Here is a 26,722-nt window from a genome sequence, read left to right on the forward strand (position 1 = left end):
TGTCGCAACAACGTGAAAGCGGTAACAAACATTGACCAATCTGCACGAAAAACGCCGTAGCACAACTTGTTTCCATTCTTTTATTCCTCTTATTAAAAATAACACCATCAACAAATCCGCAAATTGTACATAAATCGTCACAAAAAAATCCCCATGAAGCATTTTTCGCTCCATGAGGATTTTCTCATTAAAACAGCAGGGACAAGAAATCGTCCGTCGTAATGTTACCGAAGTATTGCTGAATATTTACTTCACTTAATACTTGTTCTACTTCTGGACGCTCATATTTCACCCCAACAAGCGCATCCTCAATGTCTTTCACTTCTCCAACACCGAAGAAATCACCATAAATTTTCACACTTTCAATTATTCCTTTGTTCACTTCAAGACGTACGTCAATTTGTCCGACTGGGAAGCGGTGTGATTGCTGTATGTTGGACTTTGGTGATTTTCCGTAATTCCAATCCCAATTTTGATAACGTTCTTTCGATAACGCTTGGATGTTCTGCCAATCTTCTTTTGTTAATTTATATGTTGGAACATCTGCTATATCTTCTACTTGGAAGATTGTCTTCAATAGCATTTCACGGAACTGCTCTACCATCATTTCTTCTTGTAAAAATTCAGAAATGTTCGCAACACGACTACGAACCGACTTAATCCCTTTTGATTGGATTTTGTCTAGCTTTACATTTAATGCATTTACAACATCGTCGATTTGCGAGTTAAATAGAAGTGTTCCGTGGCTGAACATGCGCCCTTTTGTCGAGAACTGTGCGTTTCCTGAAATTTTGCGACCTTCCGCAAGAATATCATTACGACCACTTAATTCTGCCTTTACACCAATCTTCGCTAATGCTTCAATAACAGGTTCTGTGAACTTCTTGAAGTTATGGAAGCTTTCACCATCATCCTTCGTAATGAAGCTGAAGTTTAAATTTCCTAAATCATGATACACCGCTCCCCCGCCAGACAGACGGCGTACAACGTGAATACCATTGTCATTAATATATTGATGATTAATTTCTTCTGCTGTATTTTGGTTTTTTCCAATGATGATGGATGGTTCATTTATATAAAATAATAAATACGTGTTGTTAATATCTAAGTTTTTCACTGCGTATTCTTCAATAGCTAAGTTAATTCGTGGATCTGTAATCCCATTATTATCGATAAATAACATCTCTTATTCCTCCCAAATATACCCTGCATGTGCAAGTGTAATTTTTCCGTTATATACGTTGCTCGCTTCTGTTACTAATTGTGCATGATCCCCAGCATGTGGTAAGTGTGACAAGATTAATTCTTTCACGTTTGCTTCTTTCGCAATGCCTGCCACTTCTGTACTACTCATATGCCCAGCTTTTGAACCGTCTTGTCCGTCATACATATTGGAGTCTGTAATAAATAAATCAGCATCTTGTGCGAACGACACAAATGATTCTTTGTAGCTAGAATCAGCTGTGTACACAACTGTTTTTCCTCCTGCTGTAATGCTCATCGCATAACAAACAACCGGATGAGTCGTCTCCATAAATGTGATCGTAAATGGTCCAACTTTTAATTCCTTATCTCCTTCATACGCGATACCTTTCGTATGACCTTCGTGTGTTAATGATACAAATCCTTTCTCATCACGGGCATGTCCGTAAATCGGCAATTCATTCATCTGAACCATGAATGAACGAATAAGCCTTGCATACTGCAACACACCAACGTCCGCAATATGGTCATGATGATAATGCGAAATGATGACTGCATCTAACTGTTCTACTTGTATGTATTTTTGAACCTGTGCTAATACACCGCTACCACAGTCAACTAATAAGCAAAATCCTTCATGTTCGAATAAATATCCAGATGTCGCACCCTCTGCTTCCGGATAACCGCCCCAGTATCCTACTACTGTTACTTTCATCGAAATAACCTTCTTTCTATTCAGATGTACATCTATTATTGTATCATTTCTTCTTTTTTTCGCAATTTGTTATAAAACAGTATTGACAAAAATAAAACTGTTTTAATACAATGGTAATAACAAATGAGATGAGGGGCGATGAAAATGCTAGTTAAAGTGACTGAATTTTTCAGAAATTTACCTCCTAAGAAATGTGCACAATGCGGAAAAAAAATCGATGAACAACATGAATGCTACGTTAACAAGTGTGAAGACTGCTTCCAAGTAGTGTAAGCACACAATTTTTTTCATACAAAACAAGTCCCCTTCTACCATTATCTGTATGGTCACAGGGGATTTGTTTTGTTATCCATTCGTCCTCATTCCTACTCGTTGTATACTCTAAGCTACCCTCGTCCCCCTTCACGCTCCACATCCCCTGTTTATGGAAGTATAATAGTGATATGGAGGGGATTTTATGTTTATTATCATTATTCTTCTTGTGCTCGGTCCATCTTTTTTCTTTGCAACAAGAAGATGGCTACTCGGTTCAATAAACGCTTTCGTAGTCGCCTTATTTATTATTTGCTTCATGCTGTCAATAGCCTATAAAATGCAGGAACCACCGATACTCTTACTTATTTTGTTTCATACATCTTTGTATGCCAATGCTGGACTCCTGCTTACATCCATTGTATTACTCATACGAGACACCTATTATTCCGGCCATATATTCAAACTACGGCGTTTTCTTCTTAACATTGGCATCGGTATCGTTTCAATTATTCTTCTTTACTACATCATTGTAGCAATAGGGTGACAAAAAAGGTTGCCAAGCATACGCCTAGCAACCTTCTCTATTCTATCCAACTTGTTGTACATCATGGGCGAATAAGTAATCTAACACTTGCTTCACCGCTTCTTCGCCTTGCAAAATGCAATCTGGCAGACCAGATCCACTGTAAGAACTTCCCGCGATATAAATACCTGGCAGTTCTTTCTTCATGAATTTTGCTAGTTGTGCTAATCGCTCTTTATGCCCAACTGTATATTGCGGCATTGCATCTTTCCATCGCGTTACAACCGCAAATTCAGGTTGTTCCATAATATCCATCGTACGCTTCAAATCTTCTAACACAATATTAACAATTTCACCATCTGTTTGTTCCACAATTTCCTCATCACCAGGTCGACCTACATAACAACGTAATAATACTTTTCCTTCTGGTGTTGTATGTGGCCATTTGCGATGTGTCCATGTACACGCAGTAATCGTGTAGTCACTATTTCGCGAAACAACAAAACCAGTACCATCGATATCCTTCTTAATTGCGCTTTCTGGGAATGCCATTGCAACGTTCGCAACGGATGTCGCTGGTTGATGCTTGAAGAAATCAAATTGCTTATACGGTGCGAACATCTTCTGTAATAATTGGTGCGGCGTTGCAGCAATTACTGCATCCGCTTCAATCGTTTCTTTATTACTCAATGTTAACGTGTACATACCTGTATCTTCATTCTTTTCAATACGATCTACACGTACACTCTTTAACACACTTCCTTCTTCAAGACGCTCCTCAACTGCCTCTACTAGCGAACCAAGGCCACCTGTTAACGTTAAGAAGATACCTTTCTTCTTCTCGCCTTGTTTTGGCGGTGCAGCTGGTGGCATTGCTTTTCGCATCCCCCGTACGATACTACCGTACTTTTGCTCAATTTGGTGAAATTGCGGGAACGTAGCCATTAAGCTCATCTGATCAATATCGCCTGCATAAATGCCAGATAAAAGCGGCTCAATTAAATTCTCTACTACTTCATCTCCAAGTCGACGACGGAAAAATGTCCCTAGCGGCTGATCACCCTCTTCTTGAGATGGTGCCATCACAAAGTCAAAACCAGCACGGAGTTTTCCAATTGGAGAGAAGAGTCCCGAGAATACGAACGGCATGACTCTCGTTGGGATTCCCATTGTTGAACCTTCTGGAATGCCATGTAATTTATCTTTCACTAATACATACGCTTTCCCTGCTGTATTATTTACTAGCCTATCCTCTAAGCCTACTTCTTTAATTAATTTAGATGCACTTGTTTTTCTTGCAAGGAAAGAGTCAGGTCCTCGTTCAATTACAAAGCCATCTTGCTTTACCGTCTGTATTTTTCCACCTAACTTTGCAGATGCTTCAATTAACATGGTATCGATCGGTAACTGCTTTTCTCTCGCCTCTTTTTGCAAGTAATATGTAGAAGCTAAACCGGCAATTCCTCCACCAATTACAACGACCTTTTTACGAGTATGTCCCATGTACTTTCCTGCCCTTCCTTCTCTTACTTACATCACTTTTTTCAATACTGTATCTGACAATGACTCGATAAATAGTGGATGCGTATTTGGCATTGCTGGGCGGTAATACGTTGCACCAACTTTGTCAGTCGCGATCTTACATTCAATATCGTTATCATATAGCACTTCTAAATGGTCACTTACAAATCCAACTGGAATGTAAACGAATGCTTTGTATCCTTCTTTTTCATACAATTCTTCTGTTAAATCTTGCACGTCTGGTCCAATCCATGGATCAGGTGTATTTCCTGCACTTTGCCAACCAATTTCATAATGAGGAATGCCTGCTTTCTCTGCGATTAAACGTGCTGTTTCTTTTAATTGCTCTGGATATGGATCACCATATTGTAAAATTTTCTCTGGTAAACTATGTGCAGATGCAATTAATACCGCTTGTTTACGCTCTTCTACTGGCATGTTCGCATATGTATCTTTCACTTGCTCAACCCAATAGTCGATGAACTTGGGCTCTGTATACCAGCTATCGATTTCGTGAATCACAAGATCTCCTACTTTTTCAGCTGCTGCTTGCGCGCGACCATTGTATGATTTCACACTAAACGTTGAATAATGTGGTGCTAACACAAGGCTTACTGCTTCTGTTAGACCATCACGTTTCATTGCTTCTACCGCATCTTCTACAAACGGCTCGATATGTTTCAAACCAAGATATGCTTTAAATTCAATCTCATCTTGCATGCTATTTAATTTCGCTTCTAACGCTTCTGCTTGTTCTAGCGTAATACGTGCTAACGGTGAAATACCACCAATTGCATCGTAACGTTCTTTTAACTCTTGTACCATCTCATCCGACGGCTTATGACCACGGCGAATATGTGTATAATAACGTTCTAAGTCTTCTTCTTTATATGGCGTACCGTATGCCATGACTAATAAACCCATTTTCTTTTTCATGCTATCACCCAACCTAATCCTTATTTCATTAACTTTGTTGCCGAATATTCATGAATAAATGCTGTTAGACGCTTCAATGTTTCTGGATTTACTTCTGGGAATACTCCGTGTCCTAAGTTGAAGATATAACCAGGGCTCATCATTCCTTGGTCTAAAATTGCCTTCGCATGCTTTTCAATAACATCCCACGGCGCTAATAATAACGCTGGATCTAAGTTCCCTTGAACCGTCTTTGTAATACCAATTTCACGTGCTTGTGAAATTGGTAAACGCCAATCTAATCCAACAACATCAAGCGGTAGGTCATGCCATTCCTTCGCTAAGTGACTAGCTCCAATACCGAACATAATAAGCGGTACGTTGCATGTACGTAACTCAGAGAATATACGGTCCATCGTTGGTTTAATATAGTAACGGTAATCTGCTACATTTAATGCTCCTACCCATGAATCGAAAATTTGAATCGCCTTTGCACCTGCATCTACTTGTGCTTTAATATATGTAATTGTCGTATCAGCAAGCTTATCCATTAGCGCAAACCATGCTTTCGGCTCTGCATACATAAATGCTTTCGTCTTGTTGTAGCTCTTTGACGGACGACCTTCAATCATATAGCTTGCAACAGTAAACGGTGCACCAGCGAAACCGATTAACGGTACATTTAACATTTCTTTCGTTAATAATTTAATTGTATCTAATACGTATGGTACATCTTCTTCTGGTGTGATTTCTCCTAATTTTTCAACATCTTGAAGTGAACGAATTGGATTATGAATAACAGGACCTACTCCTGATTGAATCTCTACGTCTACTCCGATAGCTGGTAACGGAGACATAATATCTTTATATAGAATCGCAGCATCCACGTTATATTGGTCTACTGGTAATTTCGTTACATATGCACATAACTCAGGTTGATGTGTAATTTCGAAAAGAGAATATTTCTCCTTAATTTTGCGGTATTCTGGCTGTGAACGCCCTGCTTGTCGCATAAACCATACAGGTACATGGTCGCCTTGTTCCCCACGACATGCCTTTAAAAATGTATCATTAAACTCTCTCGTCATTTCTGTGTACCCCTCTTCTTCAATATCCCTGAAACATATATTTAGCTATTTAACTATACGTTTGAAAGTAGGAAATGTATATATATTCACTTAAATGTTCCGAAAATTGACAAAATGTATAGAAAAATAATAGAAACCCCTTACAATCATATCAAAAATAACAGAGAAAATCATTTAAATTACATACGATGTCAAAAAGATACTGTTAAGAAGAAAAAGTTTTCTCATATGTATAATCGCTTACTAAATGAGAAAACTCCTTCCTTTGTTTATCTTATTTATATGTAGCTATCATTGAATCTCTAGCTACACGATGAAAATTCATTTTATTAGCTAGAGCTATGGAGTTACTACCTTCGACTTCTCTCCTTCTTGATTTGTCTGTGGATTGTATGGTACGACGTAAAAGGAAGGTGGACGGAATGCATTTACGAACGAAACCTCGTAATGTCCCTCTCCTGTTACGGAACCTTCTAACTTCGCTTCTTCTCCGTCTACACGGTACACACGATATTCAACACGCTCATCCGGAAGTGGCGTCCATGTTATTTTTGCTGTAAATAATCCAAGTGGTGTGAATGTTAAATCTGCTTCTACATCTTTGAGTAAATCAAGACGAATCGGTGCATCTAACTCTTCTACATCATCTGGCTTCGCAAAGGCTGGTGTAGCATCCGCATCTATTTCTGATAAAATATTTTTCATCACTGTCGTTGGATAATTACTGCCACCTACTAAATAATGTTGATCGTCTGTTTTATCATATCCCATCCAGACTGCACCTACGAGATTTGGTGTATACCCAACAAACCAAGCATCTCTCATTCCATTTTTGATACCAGGAATATTCGTTGATCCCGTCTTCCCAGCTAATGCACCATTATATGTACCTGCTTTGGCAGTTCCCTCTTTCACGACTGCTTCTAACATGCGCGTCATATGCCAAGCTGTTTGTTTCGAATACACATCCACTTCTTTCTTGTCATGTTCTCCGACAATCTCTCCGTGGCGATTACGAATTTCATTAATGACATATGGTTCAACCATTTTACCGCCTTCTGCAAATGTACGATATGCTTTCGCCATCTCCAGTGGGCTATATCCTTCTGATAACCCACCAAGAGCAATACTTAGACCATTATCATCTATCCCCATATCCATCTTCTCTAAATACGTTTTGCTTTCTTTAATCCCTACTTCATTCAGCAACCAGACAGCTGGAATATTCGTCGAATTTTTGATTGCATCGTACATTGTAATATCCGTCGAATAACGATTATCGTAATTGTGTGGTTTATACTCATCAAATGTCATTTGTTCATTTCTTAACAACGAATAAGGTGTATATTCACCGGTTTCAAGCGCTGGCGCATATACAAGCGGTGGTTTCATCGTTGACCCTGGCTGACGCTTCACATACACACGGTTTAAGCCACGATTCTCATAATTTCTACCACCAATAGCAGCCTGAATACCTCCCGTCTTGCTGTCCATTAAGACAAACGAACCTTCTGCATTCGCATCTTTTCCTGGGAAGTTCTTTGGATTTTTGAACTCTTCATATGCGGCTTTTTGTGCTTTTGTATTTAACGGTATGACAATCGTATAGCCACCTTCTAACAATTCATCATACGATAAGCTATACTTCTCTTCCGCTTCTTGAATAATCATATCCGTATATGTTGCAAATGCAGGTTCTTTTTGCAGTTGTTTCGGGTGTACTGCAATCGTCTTTCCTTGGTAACGGACTGCATCTTCTGCAGTGATATAGCCATGCTTCGCCATTAACGATAGGACAACATCACGGCGACCTTTCGCTTTATCTGGATTCTTAATAGGCGAATACGAATTTGGTGCTTTCGGTAACGCTGCTAGAACAGCCGCTTCGTCCACTGTAAGTTCCGAGACATCCTTATTAAAATACGTCTTTGATGCAGATTGAATACCGTATGCACCGTGTCCGAAATAAATGTGATTTAAGTACATTTCAAGGATTTGATCTTTCGTGTACTTATTCTCTAAACTAAGCGCAATTGTTAATTCTTTTGTCTTTCGTAAAAGGGACTTATCATTTGTTAAAAAGACGTTCTTCGCTAATTGCTGAGTAATGGTACTTCCACCCTCGACTTTTGCCCTTGCCAATATATCTTTGTATACGGCGCGTGCGATTGCCTTCAAATCAATTCCACTATGCTCATAAAATCTTGCATCCTCTACAGCAACGAATGCTTGCTGCACATGAGCTGGAATATCTGAAATGGCCACTAGTTCTCTATCTTCTCGGTATAGCTTCGATATTTCATTTCCGCTTTCATCGACTAACTTCGTAGCAGATGGAAAGACAAGTTTCTTCTCATCAATTCCGTAATCACCAAGAAAAATAATCGTCATATATCCAACAAGGGATAGAACGAATACGCCGATAACAGCAGCTACACCAATGAGTATTTTCTTTATCATTTTCATTTTCATGTTCTTTTCAGAAACAATCTTCTTCGTTGTTCGCTTATTATTCATCGTTTACCTTTCCAATATGTAACATTTTTTGTTTTAGTATGCGCATTCGATAACAATTCATTGTGTATTCTCCCAGTCTATCCAATAATTGATAGTTGGCATACGCACCAACAACTGCCCCAATACCAGGAACGAGTTGCAACATTTTAATAAAATCAATATAGTCTCGATACTCAATCTGATATTTCTCCCAATCGATTTCTTCTATTTCATATTTTTTGCTATCCCACTCATCAATTGTTTGAAACACACGGTGACGATGTTCATCACTGGAAAAAGCTAATTGGAAGATATGAAGAATAAATAACCTCTCTTCTTTCTGTTTCGTATCAAAGCCATATAACGTTGCTGCATCAAATAAAAATTTAATTTTGATGCCAAGAAGAAGAGGGAAATCTGCTAAGCCTAGCATAATGCCACCAGCACCTGTTCCTGCACCTTCGACAACAGCAACTTTCGTATATTCTTTTAATTTTTGTTCAACTAATATATCACGATCTGCCAACGAAAGCCCTTCTTCACATTTTTTAATCGTTGTAATATTTGAGCCAAATAACATTACTTGTGTCATCCGCTTAATTGTTTCTGTTAGCATACGTTGTACCTTTTCAGGAATCATCGTTTGTACTTTTGTCTGCATACGTTTTGATATTCGGTTCACAAAAGACGATTTTTTCAACATTTTCTTCTGCCACTTCATTAATTCTTTCTGTACAGTTCTTTCATAAGGCGTCATCCTCATTTCCCCCTTTTAAATGAAAGAAAAGCCCTTGCTCATTAAACAAGGGGCTTCGTCTTCTTCTTCACATACAAATACGTGTACATATAGCCGAACATAAGATTACATGCCCCGGCAACAACACCAAGTACAATACTTGTTGCTACCATTATCGTGCTGGCAAAGAGGATACTAACAATAAGCATCGCCTTCCACATCAGGCGTAATAGCGCTTCTTGTTTTCGTACTTCCTCTACTGGGTATAGTGAAAGCCAAATAACATGGCGGTGATGATACCATAATGTTTGTAATTGAAAACTAATTAAATAAACAAACAGTACACTAATTGTTATTTGTACATACTGATTCGGAACAACCACCAGTAATATAATACCAACAGCTACTAAACGAATGTATACACCTACGTAATCCCCACTCCGTAACAACGTACGCACATACAAATACGAATATGTTTCCTTTTGCGAAAAGGTTATTCCACGTGCAAAAACATCTAACCACTTTCTTCGCTTTACTCGCCCTTTCATGTGCGGGACATCAGTAAACATATTTGCTACGCGGTAGAATAACGTCATACGGCGCTGCTCTTGTTCAATTAATCGTTCCCATGGTAAACTCTTTCCCTTTGTTTGGACGTATAAGTATAGTAAATATCCACCCATGATAGCTACCACAACAAACGTATATAACTGTAATGATGGTAGTAACATCGTGTATACAAGTATAAAGTTCAACCCGATACGGAGTATGGAATCGAATAATTTTCGCCCTCGTTCATAGAAATACATACTCTCCCACGCTACACATAAATTCCAACCTTTTGTTAATACAAGAATGAATAACAATAAGAACACCGAATTCATCGTTCCATTCATTTGCTTAGCATATAGTGGTATGAATAACCCAAACATCGCCACAACAAAATAAATATGCAATTGATACGTAAAGAAAAACGAGCGTGCGAAATATCCTTTTAACCTCTCTTCTAATGGGAGAAAGAACACGGCATCTGCTTCCTTCAAGAATGTAATAATTGTCCCATTCGTAAGTACGAGTGCCATGACCGCTGCAATAATAAATGCTGCTGGAAAAGTAGGTGGTAAAGTCTCAAGCCAACGCTGGTAATAGAATGCTCCCCCACCAATCGCAAAAATAAGAACGAACTTCAAATGGTCATTTAGCATGTATTTCATATACTTCTGAATTTCTTGCACAAATAGCTTAAAACGGGTTTTCCAATAACTTCGTACGTCCATCATTCTTCTTCCTTCGTCAGCGCTATGTAAATATCATCAAGCGTTGCACCTGGCATTGCAAATTGCTCTTGTAGCTCACGTAACGTTCCTTTTGCACGTACTTCCCCGTTATGCAAAATAACAAAGGAATCGCAATATCTCTCTGCTGTTGCCAAAATATGCGTAGACATCAAAATACCTGCGCCCTGCTCTTTCATCTTCTCCATTAATTGTAGAAGTGACTGAATTCCTAGTGGATCAAGTCCTACAAACGGTTCATCAACAATATATAGCGAAGGCTGAACGAGAAATGCACATAGAATCATCACCTTTTGCTTCATTCCTTTTGAGAAATGAGATGGGAACCATTTTAAGCGTTTCTCTAAGCGAAATTCTTTTAATAAAGCTTGCATACGTTCTTCGTATGTACCTTTTTCTAGTCCATACGCCATTGCGGTTAACTCTAAATGCTCTTCTAATGTTAATTCTTCATATAAAATTGGTGTTTCTGGAATAAACGTAAATTGTGAACGATACTGAGTTGGATTATCTTGAAACGATTCTCCATTAATCGTAATACTTCCTTGCTTTGGTTCCATTAAACCGATGATATGTTTAATGGTCGTACTCTTCCCAGCACCATTTAATCCGATAAGACCAACTAATTCCTTTCGATTAATCGAAAACGATACGTCTTTTAGGACAGGTGTACGCGTATATCCACCTGTGACGTGTTGTATATCTAATAAAGGTTTCATTATTTTTACCCCTTTTGTCACCTTGTCTTTCTTCTATCATAACAAACTTTTCCACAGAGAAAAACGTTATTATTTTTTGTGTATATTCTTTTCAAAACGGGAGATGATAATGGAGGAAGAGGGAAACAAGTTAACAACGCAACCACAGTAGATGACCATATTCATCGAAATGAGGTGTCTGTTAAAGACTACAAATCGTTTTCTCATCATACGTTTGTCTGATTTTGTTTCAACTAAAAGAAATGAGGTGTCTCTAGGAGAGTATATCTCGTAATTTCTTGATGTGTGTTACCACCGTTATACTTCTAACAAGAAGACATTATAAGGGGATGGTTCGCTTGAACAAGATCGTTAAGTAGCAAATAATTTGTGGCTTTTATCTTTTTGTAGATGAGGTGTTTATCGCAGAATTAGATACAGGCAATGAAGCAAATTTTCTCTGTAAATGAGGTGTCTACGAAAGGCAGTATCGATGCAGGATAAAATGATTGTGCTAGTTAACACTCCTTCTTCCGACATCTTGGCTGACAATCGTGTCTAGTCTTAAGGGTGTCGTATACAGGCAGGAAGCATTCCACATCATGCTTCCTGCCTTTTTTCTATTCACATCCTGTTCGTGAACGATGTAGCATTCCGCCTTCTACCTATGATAAAATACTGTTACATATAGACATGTAGAGAAAAAATTGTCACAAAATAGAAAGGATGAAGAAGATGACACATAACAAAGACAATTGCATTTTTTGCAAAATTGTAGACGGCGAACTTCCAAGTGCGAAAGTATTCGAAAATGAACATGTACTTGCTTTTTTAGCTCTTGATCAAGTGACAAAAGGACACACGCTTGTCATTCCAAAAGTACATAAAGAAAATCTTTACGAGTTAACACCAGAAATCGCAAGTAACTTGTTTTCTGTTGTACCAACAATTGCAAACGCTCTTAAAAATGCGTATGATCTAGTTGGATTAAACACGCTAAATAACAATGGTGCTGAGGCTGGACAAACTGTATTCCACTACCATATGCATCTTATTCCTCGATATGGGAAAAAAGATGATTTCGGAGCAAAGTGGAACAACAATCAACAAGATTACACACCAGCCATGCTTCAAGACATTGCGCATACAATTGCAAGCGAAATCAAATGATTCATTTCGCAACAAGTACGCATAGTATGACTACCAAATAAGTGAGGGAAAAAATAATGGCAAATACAAAAACATTTTTCATTGGTGCATTACTTGGAGGCATTGCAGCAGGAGTAGCAGTTGCCTTAACAACACCAAAAAGCGGAAAAGAAGTACGTGCTGATTTAAAAGATAAAAGTAATGAACTAAAAGAACAAATGCACGATTTATTAGAAGAAGGAAAAGAATTAACAGTGAAAGTAAAGCAAGTAGCTGCCGACAACAAAAACCTTCTTCTTGACGTAAAAGCAGATGTGGAAAAATCGATGAACGAATGGAGTCGTACGACATTACCAAACCGTGAGAAGATTCAAGAAGAGATTAACAACATCCAATCTTCTATCGAACAATTAGAAAAAAACGTCACAATATAAGCAAAAAGAAGGAGGAAATAAATATTCCCTCCTTCTTTTTGCCCTAAAATATCGTCTATATAAAATTTTTTCGTAATTTTTTTGATAATTCAAACAAAAGTTCTTTATTAATTTTTATTTTACTGGCATAATAGATACTAAGGGATGGAGAAATTTGTAATAAAGTGGGTGAAAGGATGAATGAGGAGAAAAAGGATTATTCAATGAAAGAAGCGTTAATCTTCAGTCAACGTATTGCGCAACTTTCAAAAGCACTATGGAAGTCAGTTGAGAAAGATTGGCAACAATGGATTAAACCATACGATTTGAACATCAACGAACATCATATTTTATCAATTGCGTATCATTTAAAAGGGGCTTCTATTTCGGAAATTGCAAAGTTTGGTGTGATGCACGTATCGACGGCTTTCAACTTTTCGAAGAAGTTAGAAGAGCGAGGTTTGCTCGTATTTTCAAAGAAAGAAGACGATAAACGTAACACATATATCGAAATAACAAAAAAAGGGGAAGAATTATTACTTCAATTAATGGAGGATTATGACCCGGAATCAAATGCAGTCTTTAACGGTGCCCTTGCAATTCGTGACTTCTATGGGAAGTTCCCGGATACAATGGACTTGATTGCGATTCTTCGTCATATTTACGGAAAAGACTTCATTGATATTTTCGAACGTTCATTAACGAACATCGAAGAGGAGTTTGAAGAAGTAGGAGATCGAATTTATAAGAAATAACCTACTTCCCATCTAACATACACTTCTTTAATTCGGACATAAGTTGTGTGTATAACCCTTGCTCTTCCAATGCTTTAATCACTTCTAACAAAGAGAGATTGGCAGGAAGAGCTTCTTTAAATGACAGGAGAAGCGGATAGAACCACAATAGCCCTTCTCTTTTTTGTTTGGCCATTTCTAGATCAATATCTGAACACCTCGTCAATAAATGCTCCACTTCTTCTTTCGTTACTCCTTTTTGAACAACTAACGCAAAGAAAGGGAACTTCCTCGTATCTAACATCATCATCATTAGCGACATGTGGTATTCTAATGTTTCCAATCTTTTTTCATATGTATCCCTCATTGCGCTCCTACCTTTCACCTTAGTATCCTTATTGTACTGCATTCCAAACGTTCGTACCATTCAAAAATTCCTCTATCACCTTTATTTCCCATTATGTCTCCTGCTTATTCTTTATCATACGAAAAAAGCTACCTTCATTACAAGGTAGCCCTTAACGTTCACTTGCCTATTTGCAGCAAATGCTTGTATGGTCATTTCCATTTACATTAGCAAACCCATGCTGCACCGACAATGATTAATAAAATGAATAAAACAACGATTAACGCAAAGCCACCATATGCTCCACCCATGCTAACACCCCCTTTTCTCTGTATCATATCGTATGCATAATTGCCCTAGATGGATTAGGCGTTTATCCTTTTGTTCGTGTTAAATATACGCACAGCCAATGATAATTAGTAAAATGAACAACACGACAACTAACACAAACCCATTTTCATATCCCATCGCTCATCACCCTTTCTGTACATCCCTATATCGTATGGCGAAATGTCCACCTTGCCTATGCGATTGCCTATCCTACCAAAAGTATAATTTTGTTAATTTCTTCATCGAAAAATTACGTATTTATATAAAAAATATGATATATTTAAAAAAGTGTACCCGTTTACACAAACTATACATATCAAAAAATTAGTAGGAGTTGTTTATAATGAAAAAAGCATTCGTTGCAATCGCAGTTAGTACAAGCTTATTCGTCTTATCTGCATGCGGAAATAATTCAGACACAGTTGTAGAATCAAGTGCTGGAAATGTAACAAAAGAAGAATTATATACAGCAATGAAAACGTCTAAAGTTGGCGGAAGTGACACATTGAAACTGTTAGTAACAGAGAAAGTGCTTGATAAAAAATACGACGTAACAGATGCTGAAATTGATGAAGAAATCAAGAAAGTTAAAGAGCAAACAGGTGAAAAATTTGACATGGCCCTTAAGCAAGCTGGCCTAAAAGATGAAGCTGCTCTAAAGAAATTCTTAAACGGTCAATTATTAATTCAAAAAGCAATAGAGGAATCTTTAACGGAAGAAGAATTAAATACACCAAAAGTAAAAGTAAGTCACATCTTAATTCAGACAGAAGGTAAAGATGCTGCGGCTGCAGAAGCAAAAGCAAAAGAAATAAAAGCAAAAGTTGATGCAGGTGAAGACTTCGCAACATTAGCGAAAGAACATTCAGAAGACGATGGTACAAAAGAAAAGGGCGGTGACGTTGGCACTATCGTTCCAGGTCAGATGGTTCCAGAGTTTGAAGCAGCTGCTTTAAAATTAAAAACAGGTGAAGTAAGTGACCTTGTAAAATCAAAATTCGGTTACCATATCATTAAAGCAACAGAGCGTACAGAATATAGCGAGTTATCAGAAGCAGAACAAAAAGCTGCAAAGGAACAAGCAATGCAAGTAAAATATAGTAACGGCGCAGCTGAAAAAATCATCCAAAAAGAATTAGATGATGCAAAAGTTGAAGTAAAAGATGACGACTTCAAAGATCTATTCAAAGCACCAGAAGAAGCAGAAAAGAAATAATCTAGCCTTCTTCGTATACTAGATGAGTTGCCTTACACAGTAGGCACATTAAAACAAACTACACAATACAAAAAGAGTGATGTCGCCTGAAGCAACATCACTCTTTTTTGTTTATGGGTTTGTTGACCATAATCCAGCAGATTTGATAAATGTACGTTTGTTTAATTTTAATTGTGCCACAACAAATTCTGCAATATCTTCTGCTTGCATCACTTTATCTGGATTACCATCTGTTAATCCTAAATCCATTGCCATATCTGTCGCAACTGTACTTGGTGTTAAAGCTGTTACGCGGATGTTATGCTTTCTTACTTCCATTGCTAATGATTCCGTTAAGCCAAGTACACCAAACTTAGAAGCACTATATGCACTTGTTAACGGTGCACCTTTTTGACCTGCAGTTGAAGAAATATTAATGATATCACCTGATTGTTGTTCAATCATGCTTGGTAATGCTGCACGCGTTGCGTAGTATACACCTAATAAGTTAACACGAATAATTTCTTCCCACTCTGCCACTTCTAAGTCTAAGAACTTACCAAATTTCCCGATTCCAGCGTTATTCACTAGAATATCAACCGATCCTAATCCAGCATGTAATGTCTCAATTGCTTTTGTTATGTCTTCACATACAGACACATCTGCAGTTGCAATTACTGCTTTTACGCCTTCCGCTTCTACTTCTTTTGCTACCACTTGTAAGCTATCTTCTGAACGAGCAAGTAAACCAACGTTCACGCCTTCTTTCGCTAATGCGATTGCAATTGCGCGACCGATACCTTTCCCTGCACCAGTAATAATTGCATTCTTTCCTTGTAATGACTGTGCCATTTACATCTCTCCTTCATAAAGCATTCACGTATTATCATACCACATCTTTCTTCACAGACACGCTAAACAAGAAATATCCCGCCGTTCCTACAGCGGGATATTTCTCATAAATGATTCGCTTCTAATTCTTTTTTCTGTTGTGCACGGCGTTCTCTTTCTTCATGCATACGCTGAACATATAATTCTCCTTCACGTTCAATGTAGTCATCGTCAATTTCTTGCTCTTTCTTCTCCGTGTACAATACCATAAATCCGCTCACAACAATCCCAACAATTACGAGATACACCCACCATGGTAAAAGCGCCATTGCTTTTCACTCCTTTATAGACAAGCTCTTTACTTCTACCATATGAGTACATATCATGAAATATTCCTTATTCTGCTGAAAATGTTGGTTTATAGAATGAACGGTTATCTAATGCAAAGACACGCTCTGTATATTCTCCTGGCTTCACGCGAGCTAACGCACGGTCCATCATATTCATCTTCGCATCTAAATTATCGATATAATGAAGAATTTCTGCCTCGCGCACCATCGGTGGTTTCGGACTTCCCCACTCTGCTTTGCCGTGATGAGATAATACAAGATGTTGAAGAATTGTAACTTCTTCTCCCTCAAGTTGTAACTCCTCGGCAGCTTTCCCAATTTCAATCATCATAAGAGAAATGTGACCTAATAAATTCCCTTCCACTGTATACGTCGTTGAAACAGGACCTGATAACTCAATTACTTTTCCTAAATCATGTAGGATAACCCCCGCATATAATAAATCTCGATTTAAACTCGGATATAATGATGAAATAGCTTTCGCCAAATCTAACATCGATACAACATGATATGCTAGGCCAGATACGAACTCGTGATGATTCTTCGTAGCAGCTGGATATTCTAAAAAGGCATCCTTATGCTTATTCAGTAAATGTCTCGTTAGACGTTGAATATTCGAATTTTCCATTTCAAAGATATATGCTGTGATTTTCTCCACCATAATGTCTTTTGAAAGTGGTGCTTTCTCTAAGAAATCCGACAATTCCACTGGTTCATTTGGTCCCGCAAGACGGATTGCTTTAATTTTCAACTGTAGACGCCCGCGATAATTTTGAATTTCTCCAGCTACTTTTACAATTGTTTCTGGTATATATATTTCTTCATCTTCTTTCGTAATACTCCATAACTTCGCTTCGATCTCGCCACTCTTATCTTGCAGGGCAACAGATAAAAAGGCATTGCCATTACTCGCTGTTCCTTTTGTGACTGATTTGATTAAGACATAATTATCAATTTGTTCGCCCACTTCATGTTCTAATAACTTCTTACTCATCGTTTTCACCACACCTTTATGTATCATTTCATCTCGTCAAAGATGCTTATAAATTGGTTCTTGTCTCACGTTGGAACAAAGATAGCAAGTGTTCATGACATGTGAAGAACAACACTTGCCTTTCCTTTGCAACCTCGTGTAATAACATTATCGCACGTTCTGTTCGTTTTTTGTCAAAGTTAACAAAACTATCATCAATAATAAGTGGATATTTCTCCACTGATTCATACGTTTTCGCCAATGCGAAACGTAATGATAAATATAATTGTTCTGCCGTTCCTTGGCTTACTTCCGTCGCTAAGAAGCGTTGACCATCTTGATGTTCTATTACAAACATCTGATCCGCCAGTGGTGCGAAGATACGCACATATTCTCCGTCCGTTAAAAAGCGGAAATACTCCTCCGCATATTTCATCATGTGCGGCAATCGTTCCTCTTGATACTTCTGCTTCGTTTCCATCAGTACTTGCTTTGCAATCGCTAATGCTCCGAAGCGCTTTATCTTCTCTTTCACTTGTGCTTTCTTTATCTCTAGCTCATGCACAAGCGATGCGTATGCTTTCCCTTGTTCCATCTGTTCAAGTTGTACCTTCATCGTTGCGAATTGTTCATGAATGGCCTTCTCTTTTTCTGATAAGGATACATATGCCTGCTCAAATGTTTGCAACTCATCATCATAATTATAACCAAGATATACATCTTTCTCTACTGAACAAGCAGATATTTGCGTACGTAAGAAAGATAAACTCTTCATCGTATCATCATACAATTCTTTCGCCTTTCCTTTCGCACGATATGCTTCTTCATTCGTAACCTCTGCTTTTTGCATTAAGTCATGTAGCTCGTCTTCCAAATGCCTTGTCGTTAATGTAAGTGAGGTAACTTGTTCTGCCCATTCTTCTATTTTGCTTTCCATTACTTTGCGTCGTTCGGAAAGTTCTTTCTCTCGTTCAATCTTTTCCACAGCAAGTGTCAAAATAGACAATGTATCCTCTTCACGAAGCGATATATTCATTTGTATATCAGCAACCTCTTTTTCAAAGCAGTCTAAAAAAGCATCCATCAGTTCCATTTTCTTTTTCCCTGCTGTCCATTCGTGTACCGTATGTTTGGCTTCTTCCACCTGTTGAATGATATATGATAATTGACTAGCACTCATCGTTTGTGGGACATTCATTTCCACACAAAGCTGGCGTGTTTCCCTTTCTATTTCAAAAGATTGTCTTTCCCATTCTTCAAACTTCTGCACGATATTATCATATGTACGCTCTGCTTGCTTATATTTAAACATCTCTACTTCTACTAATTGACGATATTGTGTATCTTGTTGCAACTTCAGCTGCTCTTCATAACTACTATCACTCTGCTCTAGTTGTTGAAGCTCACGCTTGCTTTCTCTCACTGCTTCCGCTCGGTCTTTCTTCATGAAGCCATAGAGAAATAAAAGCATACCAATTAGCACAAGAGAAACTAGACTAAGTGTTAGTTGTGTGCTGAGTAGTCCATATCCAAACAGAAACATCGCAACGATACATGTTGGGACAAGAAAGAGAATCAATTGCTGATGTTTCTTCTGCATACTTTGTTTTAATCGTTCATGCTTCTCTTTTGATTGCTGAATAAATGTAGGACTATGAAACATACTACCAGTTGCTTGTACTTTTTGTTCGTACAAACGTCTCTCATCGTCACTTAATACTTTCTCTTGCATATGACGAACATTCGCTTCACACTGTTCTAATTCATCACGTGCAACAGAGAAACTATCGTCTAATTGCTGTTTCTTTACGTGAAGCGAACGGTACTTTTCTTCTAGCTCTTTCGCACGATCTTTCACTTGAAAACTCGTATCCACTGTTGTAATAGCAGAAATTCCTGTCTTTTCTTTTATATGCTCCATGTGTTTGTTATAGCCAAGTAAAGAATTAGCAAGTACTTCTCGCTCTCTCATAAAATGTTCATACTTCTCTCGTTGCTTACTGAGCTTACGAATTATCGCTTCTTGCATCAATATACTTTCATCTATTTCTATCGTCTGAAGTGCCTGTATGAGTTCTGCTTGTCGCTTTTCATATGTCATTAGTTGCGCTTGTAATGGTTGAAGCTGTGCAAGTAACGCATCATACCGTTTCATCCCATCTGTTGGAAACGGCTCTACTTCTCCTAGTTCCAGTATAAATTCCGTGTACTTCTTCTCTTCTAATAACAGAGGTTGAACAGTTATAATTGCTTCTATCTCACGAATTGTACGTTTCACATTTTCTTTTTCATGTGCTAGCGCCTGAAGCTCTTCTGTTATATATTGCTTTGTTTCTACAAGCTGCTCATATTCAACTAATTTACGTTGCCACTTTCCGTACTCTTCATGTAACTCTTTCATTTGCTGAAGCTCTATGTTCAATTCTGGTTTTCTTCCGTTTGGCTTGTACAGCGCATCCATTTCTTTCTCTAACTTCTTTTCTACTTCTACTAGCTTATCCGTCCCAGTCATACTCGCTGAGAATAAATACTTTCCTAACTCGCCTTCGTCAATATAATGAATACGTTGTAAACCATGCAAGTCAAAAGAAAAAATGTCTTGAAATAACTGCTTATCCATTCCAGATAAAATCTTAGAAAGTACTTCTTCTCCTGCTGTCTTACCATCAGCAAAATAAACCGTTACATCGCCAGTTGCAGTTCTTCCAACTCGCTCAATTGTGACATCACCATGTTCTTTCGTTTCCACCACAATACTTCCACCGTAATTCGTACCTGTCTTTGGTTCATATCGCTGTTCTTGGTGAGACTTTGTCGGAAAGCCAAATAAAATATGACGAATAAAAGAGCGTATCGTCGACTTCCCTGCCTCATTTTCTCCAAAAAATGTATGCAAATGTGATGTCAAATCAAACGATATATCATGCAATTTCCCGTATCCGTACACAGTTATCTTCTTTATCCTCACTTATTTCCGCCTCCCTTCAATAAATCATTTAGTAAGAGCCGCTCAGCTTCTTCTATCATCTCTTCCTTTTCTTCTGCTGTTAGCGTAAGGTGCACTTTCTTCACCAAAGTATTCCCAAGAAGCGGTGTTAAGGTAGTATCTACATCCTCATACCCATCAATAACATCTAATAGCTCACGAATGAAATGATCGCCTTCTTTTAACTGCTCTCGACTTTCATAGTTTGTTGTTGCATCATCTACTCGAACAATTGCTATGAAATCATCACGCTCTTCTTCGTATTCTACTAATGTCGAAAGCAATTCAGTCGTTTCATTTATATCTTTTAAGAATGAAGAAATTGGACCATATCCAGTAAATTGAAGCGATAATACTACTCCTTTTCCCTCTATTCGCTCTTCTTCCAATAGGTTAGAACAATGTGTCGTCAACGCCTGTATATCCTCTATTCCTTCAATATTCACTTCTACTCGTTTCCATTCAATTGAAGCAGTTGGAATAAAGGTATATGTACTCCCAAAAGGCGTTAATTCAACGTAGTAACACCCTTTCTCCCCTAACTCTTTACGGTGACGGCCTTGTATATTACCTGAATAAATAATTGGCGGCTCTTCGCACAACACTTCTCGCATATGTATATGTCCAAGTGCCCAATAATGAAACTCCTTTTCTTTTAACTCTCGGATTGTAAAAGGGGCGTAGCTACTATGCGTTGTATTACTTTCCACACTGCCATGCAACATACCAATATGAAACGGGGCATGTCCACGTCTCGTATAATACGGCGTCATATTTTCCGTTACCGCACGGCTCGCATAACTAAATCCATAAATATTCGCAACGTGTTCTCCGTTCTTCCAATACTCTTTCGCTTCTACTTCTTGCTTTTCAAACACATGCACATTATCTGGCAACTGAAGTGATGCTTGATTTGCTACGATATAATCATGGTTTCCATGTATCACATACGCCTCTATTCCTGCTTTTTGAAGGCGCATCATCTCATCTTGAAACTTCACCTGTGCTCGTATACTACGACTCTCGCTATCGTAAATATCTCCAGCAAATAACACGAAATCTACATTCCGCTTAATCGCTGTTGTTACAATCTCATGCAAAGAGTGAAAAGAGCTTTCCTTCATCTTTCCCACAATTTTTTCGTGCAACATCGTTCCAAGCCCCTTAAACGGGCTGTCTAAATGCAAATCCGCCACGTGTATAAACGTTACCTTTTCCATATGTCTAACCTCATTCCACCGTGTAATATCCTTGTTTTTATTGTATCATCGCCAAAGAGCGAATGCACGTTCTCAAAAAACGTTTTTTTCGCTACTTTTACCATTTTATGAGAAAATAAACGTACAAGTAGAAAAGGGGGAATTATGATGCACATGTACAAGCTAACGGCATTTGAACCGACGGGAGAAAAAATTTTGGAGCAATCATTTGAAGCAGCAAGTGATGAAGAAGCAAAAGGAATTGGTGAGAAACTGTTGAAAGAAAAAGATGTGTATGAAAAAACACACCGCTGCATTTCTCCAGTTGGAAAGCTCGTATTATTTAAATCTTAAGGAGAAAAACGAATGAACAACATCACAGGTATATATATCACTCTTTGTATCATGCAGTTTGTCGTACTGCTAAATATAACTGTTTTCAACAGCGAATTTAATGGTATTACAATGATGATTAACAGTATTTTATTTCTCGTTGGAACTATCTTCTATGCCTCTTCCCGCCAACGAAAAAACATCAACTAGATAATCTACACATAAAAAAGGTTGCCGTCATGGCAACCTTCTATTATTTTATTTTCCTTGAAACGCTGGTGGACGTTTTTCTAAAAACGCACGCACTCCTTCACGATGATCCGCTGTTTCACGCATCTTTTGTTGCCCTTCTTTTTCTAATTTGAGAATGTTTCGAAGTGCTTCTACCTTCGAAGATGTGTAAATTTGCTTCGTTTCAATCATCGCTACTGTTGGCATACGCAAGAACATGTCCGCCTTCTCTTTCACTTTCTCTTGGAAGTCTTCTTCAATTACTTGATCTAACAACCCAAATTTCATTGCTTCTTGTGCAGTTAATTTCTTACCTGACCAAATAAGTTGCGTTGCTTTCGCTTCTCCAACGCGGCGCTCCATGAAGAAATGACCACCGCCATCTGGAATCAATCCAATTCCAATGAAGTTCATTGCAAGAACAGCTGATGCATCCCCAATGATATAATCTCCAGCTAATGCAATACTAAGTCCAAGTCCAGCTGCTGGTCCATGAATGGCACTAATAACAATTTTCGGTAGTGTGTATAAAGTTGTAACGAGTTCTGAAATGGTGTCCATTACAGGGATCAAAAATGAATTATCTTCATTTGCTAGCATTCCTTTAATATCGCCACCTGCACAGAATCCACGTCCATTTCCGCAAAGAACAACAACATCACAATCACTATTACGTACTTCTTTTAACTTTTCTGTTAACGCTTTCAACGTATCGATATCTAACGCATTCAATACATCTGGACGGTTCAACATAATTGTTGCAATACGTCCTTCATATGAAACAAGTACACTATCAGTCATGCTTGAAGCTTTCATTTTCCCCCACCCTTTCGAATAATATACTACTCCTGTATTATAGCATAACGTCCAATATTTGGTATTATATCCGAATGAAAGTTCATTCATTTTTGATACAAAATAGGCGAGAAGCACCTTAGAAAAAGTCCTTACTATATCCTATCAACGTACACTAATCACTAACATATTACATAAAATAAAGTTTAATCACATATCGTTTTTTGCTGATTGTCCTTTCCAAATAAATCTCCGATAAGCAAAAATACTTACAAAACTATAAGCAATACCAAAAATCAATAACAGAAAGAAAAGTGTTGTAGAACTCGAACCATGTACTAATTGATACATACTCTTCCCCACTAACATACCGGCTATTATAGCATTGAATATCCAAAAGTTTCGGCTAAAAATAATGATTCACCTCCAACATTAACAAACAGATCAAAATGCCTCTTCATCAAATCATGTGGTTGATTTGTTGAAAATGAAAACATTTCATGCACGGAACATAGAGTGGTGACTCCTGCGGGAAAAGCGAGGAAAGGGAGACCCCGCAGGCTTGCCGAGGAGGCTCACTCTCGTCCGCGGAAAGCATCCACTCGGAGTGAAATGTATGGGCCATCCCCATCTTTTAGTGAAAAACTTCAAATATAACTTTCCCTTTATCTTACGTCACTCTTACTAATTGTTAAATTATCTCTTTCAAAAAATAAAGTGCCCTCTTTCAATATAAGAGGGCACTTTAACGTATATAAAACAGCTGTATTTTATTTCATCACGAAATCTTTACTTATATAGCTCTTCTAAAATCTTCAATTTTGTTTCTGTATAATGCTCGAATCCTTCGTTATATGATTTTGGATCTTTCGGATTCGCAAATCGCTCAATCTTACCCGTCACTGGATGTACAAACTTACTTGATGCACCACAACCGAGGCCAATAATTGATTGTACTTCTTCCATAATCATAATGTTATAAATGCTATCTTGTCCGTCTAATGCATAACCAACGTTCTCTAAGTTACCAAGAATATTCTTCTGACGATATAAATAATACGGTGCATAGTCGTGTTTCTCCGTCCAGTCACTTGCCATATTCATCATCTCAATTACTTCTTCACGCCCGGCTACTTTGTACTTTTGTTTGTTTTGCGTCATTTCAGAAGCACGCTTAAATGATAATGTATGAACCGTTAATGATTCTGGCATTAACTTCGCTGTTTCGTCCAATGTATCTTGAAAAATCTCTACACCTTCACCTGGTAGCCCAATAATTAAATCCATGTTAATGTTGTTCATACCCATATCACGTGACAACTGGAACTTCGTTACCGTCTCTTCTACTGTATGATGACGTCCAATCGCCTTTAATGTTTCTTGATGATACGACTGTGGATTTACACTAATACGATCAATCTTCCACTTCTTTAACACCTCTAATTTCTCTGGTGTAATGGTATCTGGACGACCTGCTTCTACGGTTACTTCACGTACACTCTCTACATGTGGAAACGAACGATACATTTCTTCATATAATGCATCCATCTCTTCCGCTGTAATACTCGTTGGCGTCCCTCCACCGAAATAAACAGTCGTGATCTTCATTCCTTTATCTTTTAAGAACTGACCGATTTGTTGGATTTCGTAATGTAAGCCATCAAGGAAACCACCAACTAACGATTGATGTCCTTTAATTGCATAAGCTGGGAACGTACAATATGCACATTTCGTCGGACAGAAAGGAATACCAATATAAATACTTACTTCGTTCTTCACTTCATATAGATCAGGTACAACTGCTAATTGACGATCTACGATGCGATTCATTAAATCGATTTTTTCATCGGCAATTAAGTAGTCTTCCTTTAACTGTGCATATATTTCTTCATTTGTTAGTCCTTGTTGACGTTTCTTATGAACAATTTTCGTTGGACGTATTCCTGTTAGGATACCCCACTTTTGTTCCATACCTGTTAACTCTTGCAGGGCAGCTACAACAACATACGAAACAACACTCTTCACATGCTTGAACTTCTCTTTTTCTTCTGTATAAGAAGAAATATTTCGATCATAAGAAGCTTTTCCTTCTTTTTTAGTTGTATGCTCTACTGCTATAGCGTGAGCTAGTGCTGTATCACCAATTGTAAGGTCGATGTCAATCGTTATCACCGCATCTTCTCGCTCCGTTAACGACACATCAACTTCCTCATAAAACAAAGCACAAATTAACTCTAACGGACGTTTGAAACGCTCGTCCTGTAATCCTCTAATATCTATTTTCATCTTTTATCCACCTACTTGTCTTGACACTTCCTTTAGTGTACAGAAAGGGGCAATACAGGTCAACGTTTTATACTCTTTCTTATTATCCCCTCATAAAAGAACACCACTAGCATCCCGCAAGTGGTGTCATTATCGTTGCTTAATGATTTTATGTTGTTTCAAAAATGGCAATGGAAACTGCTTTCGAAAATGCTCCACAATCATGTATGATACACCGTTATCATCATTCGAACGCGTAATCCAATCTGCCTCTTTCTTGACGTCAACAGGCGCATTCCCCATCGCTACTCCAAGCCCCACGCTCCGAATTACTTCCATATCAGATACACTATCCCCTATTGCTACCATATCTTGCAAAGGAATATCGAGCTTCTTTCCAAGCTTTTGTAACCCACCTAATTTGGAAACGCTTTGTGGGAGAAACTCTACTTTATGATGTTCACTTTCAATCACTTGTACATGCGGAAACATAGAGGTAATACTTTGTAGCGCACTCTCTTTTTCTTCTTGTTCAAAAAAGACTACATCTATTTTTGGTGCCTCTACCGGCTCTTCACTTAACGCATGGCTAATTGAATCTACAAATTGAATAGGATAAAAAATAGGATCTGCATTTGATAGTACCGCTTTTGCCACTAATGTTGATTGAAGCTTCTTCCGATTTCCTAATGAAAAACGCTCATGTGACAGACGAATGTTGCAATTGTAATGTTCAAGCAATCGTATTAACTCCTCTGTTTCCTCTGCAGTGAAGCGACGTTCAAACAACGGATTGGTTAATGAATCTGATACGAACGCCCCACTATGCGTCACAAGAATTGTATCTAATTTCAACGCTTTTGCGACTTTCCTTGCAGATTGGAAATTTCGACTTGTCACAAGCGTTACATATACACCTTTCTCACGAACGAAATCAATTGCTTCTTTCATCCCTTTTTGTAATTTCCCTTTTGAATCCAATAGCGTGCCATCTATGTTGATTGCGAGCAATCGATATACCACGATTCTTCGCTCCTTTCTCTACGATGTAGTAGAACTTACTATTTAGAATATGAACAACGTGTACGGAATAGAACAATCTCCACTTCTTGCCTCTATAACAAGAAAAGAGGCCATCCTTATAGAT

General features: G+C 38.0%; 26 protein-coding genes. 6 read left to right on the forward strand and 20 right to left on the reverse strand.

The features are described 5' to 3' along the window. Positions 1 to 187: 187 nt before the first annotated feature. Together lplA and IEV41_RS11480 are read right to left on the reverse strand one after the other, a co-directional pair. Positions 188 to 1,183 (reverse strand): lipoate--protein ligase, encoded by a 996-nt coding sequence (gene lplA / locus IEV41_RS11475; RefSeq protein ID WP_188388508.1) that lies wholly within the window; start codon positions 1,181 to 1,183, stop codon positions 188 to 190. A 3-nt stretch (positions 1,184 to 1,186) separates the two neighbouring features. Beyond that, a complete protein-coding gene (locus tag IEV41_RS11480; RefSeq protein WP_188388509.1) occupies positions 1,187 to 1,918 on the reverse strand; it encodes an MBL fold metallo-hydrolase in 732 nt (243 codons plus the stop codon). A 144-nt stretch (positions 1,919 to 2,062) separates the two neighbouring features. On the opposite strand from IEV41_RS11480, the gene yhfH reads away from it, so the two are divergent. After that, entirely contained in the window at positions 2,063 to 2,191 is a 129-nt protein-coding gene (yhfH, locus tag IEV41_RS11485) for a protein YhfH (RefSeq protein WP_188388510.1), read from the forward strand. A 568-nt stretch (positions 2,192 to 2,759) separates the two neighbouring features. Here the strand turns inward: yhfH and hemY are convergent. The 7 genes from hemY to IEV41_RS11520 form a co-directional block, all read right to left on the reverse strand. Beyond that, positions 2,760 to 4,199, reverse strand: a complete 1,440-nt coding sequence (gene hemY, locus IEV41_RS11490; RefSeq protein ID WP_188388511.1) for a protoporphyrinogen oxidase — start codon at positions 4,197 to 4,199, stop codon at positions 2,760 to 2,762. A 27-nt stretch (positions 4,200 to 4,226) separates the two neighbouring features. Next, a complete protein-coding gene (gene hemH, locus IEV41_RS11495; RefSeq protein WP_188388512.1) occupies positions 4,227 to 5,153 on the reverse strand; it encodes a ferrochelatase in 927 nt (308 codons plus the stop codon). A gap of 20 nt (positions 5,154 to 5,173) precedes the next feature. After that, positions 5,174 to 6,220 (reverse strand): uroporphyrinogen decarboxylase, encoded by a 1,047-nt coding sequence (hemE, locus tag IEV41_RS11500; protein WP_188388513.1) that lies wholly within the window; start codon positions 6,218 to 6,220, stop codon positions 5,174 to 5,176. 339 nt (positions 6,221 to 6,559) lie between these two features. Further along, on the reverse strand, positions 6,560 to 8,686 hold the full coding sequence (locus IEV41_RS11505) for a transglycosylase domain-containing protein (RefSeq protein ID WP_188388774.1): 2,127 nt from the start codon (positions 8,684 to 8,686) through the stop codon (positions 6,560 to 6,562). Between the two features lie 43 nt (positions 8,687 to 8,729). Beyond that, positions 8,730 to 9,473 (reverse strand): EcsC family protein, encoded by a 744-nt coding sequence (locus IEV41_RS11510; protein ID WP_188388514.1) that lies wholly within the window; start codon positions 9,471 to 9,473, stop codon positions 8,730 to 8,732. 41 nt (positions 9,474 to 9,514) lie between these two features. After that, complete coding sequence (locus IEV41_RS11515) at positions 9,515 to 10,729, reverse strand: ABC transporter permease (protein WP_188388515.1); 1,215 nt, start codon at positions 10,727 to 10,729, stop codon at positions 9,515 to 9,517. Then, on the reverse strand, positions 10,729 to 11,466 hold the full coding sequence (locus IEV41_RS11520) for an ABC transporter ATP-binding protein (protein WP_188388516.1): 738 nt from the start codon (positions 11,464 to 11,466) through the stop codon (positions 10,729 to 10,731). Before IEV41_RS11520 ends, IEV41_RS11515 begins: the two co-directional genes overlap by 1 nt. A gap of 714 nt (positions 11,467 to 12,180) precedes the next feature. Between IEV41_RS11520 and IEV41_RS11525 the strand changes: the two genes are divergently transcribed. The 3 genes from IEV41_RS11525 (at position 12,181) to IEV41_RS11535 (ending at position 13,762) form a co-directional block, all read left to right on the forward strand. Then, complete coding sequence (locus tag IEV41_RS11525; protein WP_188388517.1) at positions 12,181 to 12,615, forward strand: HIT family protein; 435 nt, start codon at positions 12,181 to 12,183, stop codon at positions 12,613 to 12,615. Between the two features lie 56 nt (positions 12,616 to 12,671). After that, positions 12,672 to 13,028, forward strand: a complete 357-nt coding sequence (locus IEV41_RS11530) for a YtxH domain-containing protein (RefSeq protein ID WP_188388518.1) — start codon at positions 12,672 to 12,674, stop codon at positions 13,026 to 13,028. 176 nt (positions 13,029 to 13,204) lie between these two features. Further along, the gene (locus IEV41_RS11535) at positions 13,205 to 13,762 is read left to right on the forward strand and encodes an HTH-type transcriptional regulator Hpr (RefSeq protein ID WP_188388519.1); all 558 of its coding nucleotides are present in this window, start codon (positions 13,205 to 13,207) and stop codon (positions 13,760 to 13,762) included. A gap of 1 nt (position 13,763) precedes the next feature. Here IEV41_RS11535 and IEV41_RS11540 read toward each other — a convergent pair whose 3' ends face one another. The 3 genes from IEV41_RS11540 to IEV41_RS11550 all read right to left on the reverse strand — a co-directional run bounded on the left by IEV41_RS11540 (position 13,764) and on the right by IEV41_RS11550 (position 14,555). Then, a complete protein-coding gene (locus IEV41_RS11540) occupies positions 13,764 to 14,108 on the reverse strand; it encodes a DUF1878 family protein (protein WP_188388520.1) in 345 nt (114 codons plus the stop codon). 206 nt (positions 14,109 to 14,314) lie between these two features. Further along, on the reverse strand, positions 14,315 to 14,398 hold the full coding sequence (locus IEV41_RS11545; RefSeq protein WP_188388775.1) for a YjcZ family sporulation protein: 84 nt from the start codon (positions 14,396 to 14,398) through the stop codon (positions 14,315 to 14,317). A 79-nt stretch (positions 14,399 to 14,477) separates the two neighbouring features. Next, a complete protein-coding gene (locus IEV41_RS11550; RefSeq protein ID WP_188388776.1) occupies positions 14,478 to 14,555 on the reverse strand; it encodes a YjcZ family sporulation protein in 78 nt (25 codons plus the stop codon). 205 nt (positions 14,556 to 14,760) lie between these two features. On the opposite strand from IEV41_RS11550, the gene IEV41_RS11555 reads away from it, so the two are divergent. Next, positions 14,761 to 15,633 (forward strand): peptidylprolyl isomerase, encoded by an 873-nt coding sequence (locus IEV41_RS11555; RefSeq protein ID WP_188388521.1) that lies wholly within the window; start codon positions 14,761 to 14,763, stop codon positions 15,631 to 15,633. 111 nt (positions 15,634 to 15,744) lie between these two features. Here the strand turns inward: IEV41_RS11555 and IEV41_RS11560 are convergent, their stop codons facing one another. The 5 genes from IEV41_RS11560 to IEV41_RS11580 all read right to left on the reverse strand — a co-directional run bounded on the left by IEV41_RS11560 (position 15,745) and on the right by IEV41_RS11580 (position 21,972). Next, positions 15,745 to 16,464 carry a 3-ketoacyl-ACP reductase gene (locus tag IEV41_RS11560; RefSeq protein ID WP_188388522.1) on the reverse strand — a complete coding sequence of 240 codons (720 nt, stop codon included), beginning with the start codon at positions 16,462 to 16,464 and terminating at the stop codon, positions 15,745 to 15,747. A 104-nt stretch (positions 16,465 to 16,568) separates the two neighbouring features. Further along, complete coding sequence (locus IEV41_RS11565) at positions 16,569 to 16,772, reverse strand: sporulation YhaL family protein (protein ID WP_188388523.1); 204 nt, start codon at positions 16,770 to 16,772, stop codon at positions 16,569 to 16,571. Between the two features lie 67 nt (positions 16,773 to 16,839). Beyond that, complete coding sequence (yhaM, locus tag IEV41_RS11570; RefSeq protein ID WP_188388524.1) at positions 16,840 to 17,787, reverse strand: 3'-5' exoribonuclease YhaM; 948 nt, start codon at positions 17,785 to 17,787, stop codon at positions 16,840 to 16,842. A gap of 46 nt (positions 17,788 to 17,833) precedes the next feature. Then, entirely contained in the window at positions 17,834 to 20,734 is a 2,901-nt protein-coding gene (locus IEV41_RS11575) for an AAA family ATPase (RefSeq protein WP_188388525.1), read from the reverse strand. Next, positions 20,731 to 21,972 (reverse strand): metallophosphoesterase family protein, encoded by a 1,242-nt coding sequence (locus IEV41_RS11580; RefSeq protein WP_188388526.1) that lies wholly within the window; start codon positions 21,970 to 21,972, stop codon positions 20,731 to 20,733. The genes IEV41_RS11575 and IEV41_RS11580 overlap by 4 nt, the downstream gene beginning before the upstream one ends. A 147-nt stretch (positions 21,973 to 22,119) precedes the next feature. Between IEV41_RS11580 and IEV41_RS11585 the strand changes: the two genes are divergently transcribed. Further along, positions 22,120 to 22,305 carry a YhzD family protein gene (locus IEV41_RS11585; protein ID WP_188388777.1) on the forward strand — a complete coding sequence of 62 codons (186 nt, stop codon included), beginning with the start codon at positions 22,120 to 22,122 and terminating at the stop codon, positions 22,303 to 22,305. Positions 22,306 to 22,542: 237 nt separating this feature from the next. On the opposite strand, the gene IEV41_RS11590 is transcribed toward IEV41_RS11585, so the two are convergent. The 3 genes from IEV41_RS11590 to IEV41_RS11600 all read right to left on the reverse strand — a co-directional run bounded on the left by IEV41_RS11590 (position 22,543) and on the right by IEV41_RS11600 (position 26,598). Beyond that, positions 22,543 to 23,331, reverse strand: coding sequence for an enoyl-CoA hydratase (locus tag IEV41_RS11590; RefSeq protein ID WP_188388527.1), 789 nt, complete (start codon positions 23,329 to 23,331; stop codon positions 22,543 to 22,545). A gap of 768 nt (positions 23,332 to 24,099) precedes the next feature. Beyond that, positions 24,100 to 25,596 (reverse strand): coproporphyrinogen III oxidase, encoded by a 1,497-nt coding sequence (locus tag IEV41_RS11595; RefSeq protein ID WP_188388528.1) that lies wholly within the window; start codon positions 25,594 to 25,596, stop codon positions 24,100 to 24,102. 129 nt (positions 25,597 to 25,725) lie between these two features. Then, entirely contained in the window at positions 25,726 to 26,598 is an 873-nt protein-coding gene (locus IEV41_RS11600) for a Cof-type HAD-IIB family hydrolase (protein WP_188388529.1), read from the reverse strand. Between the last annotated feature and the right edge of the window lie 124 nt (positions 26,599 to 26,722).

Source organism: Priestia taiwanensis (genome assembly GCF_014638355.1).
Taxonomy (GTDB): domain Bacteria; phylum Bacillota; class Bacilli; order Bacillales; family Bacillaceae_G; genus Priestia_D; species Priestia_D taiwanensis.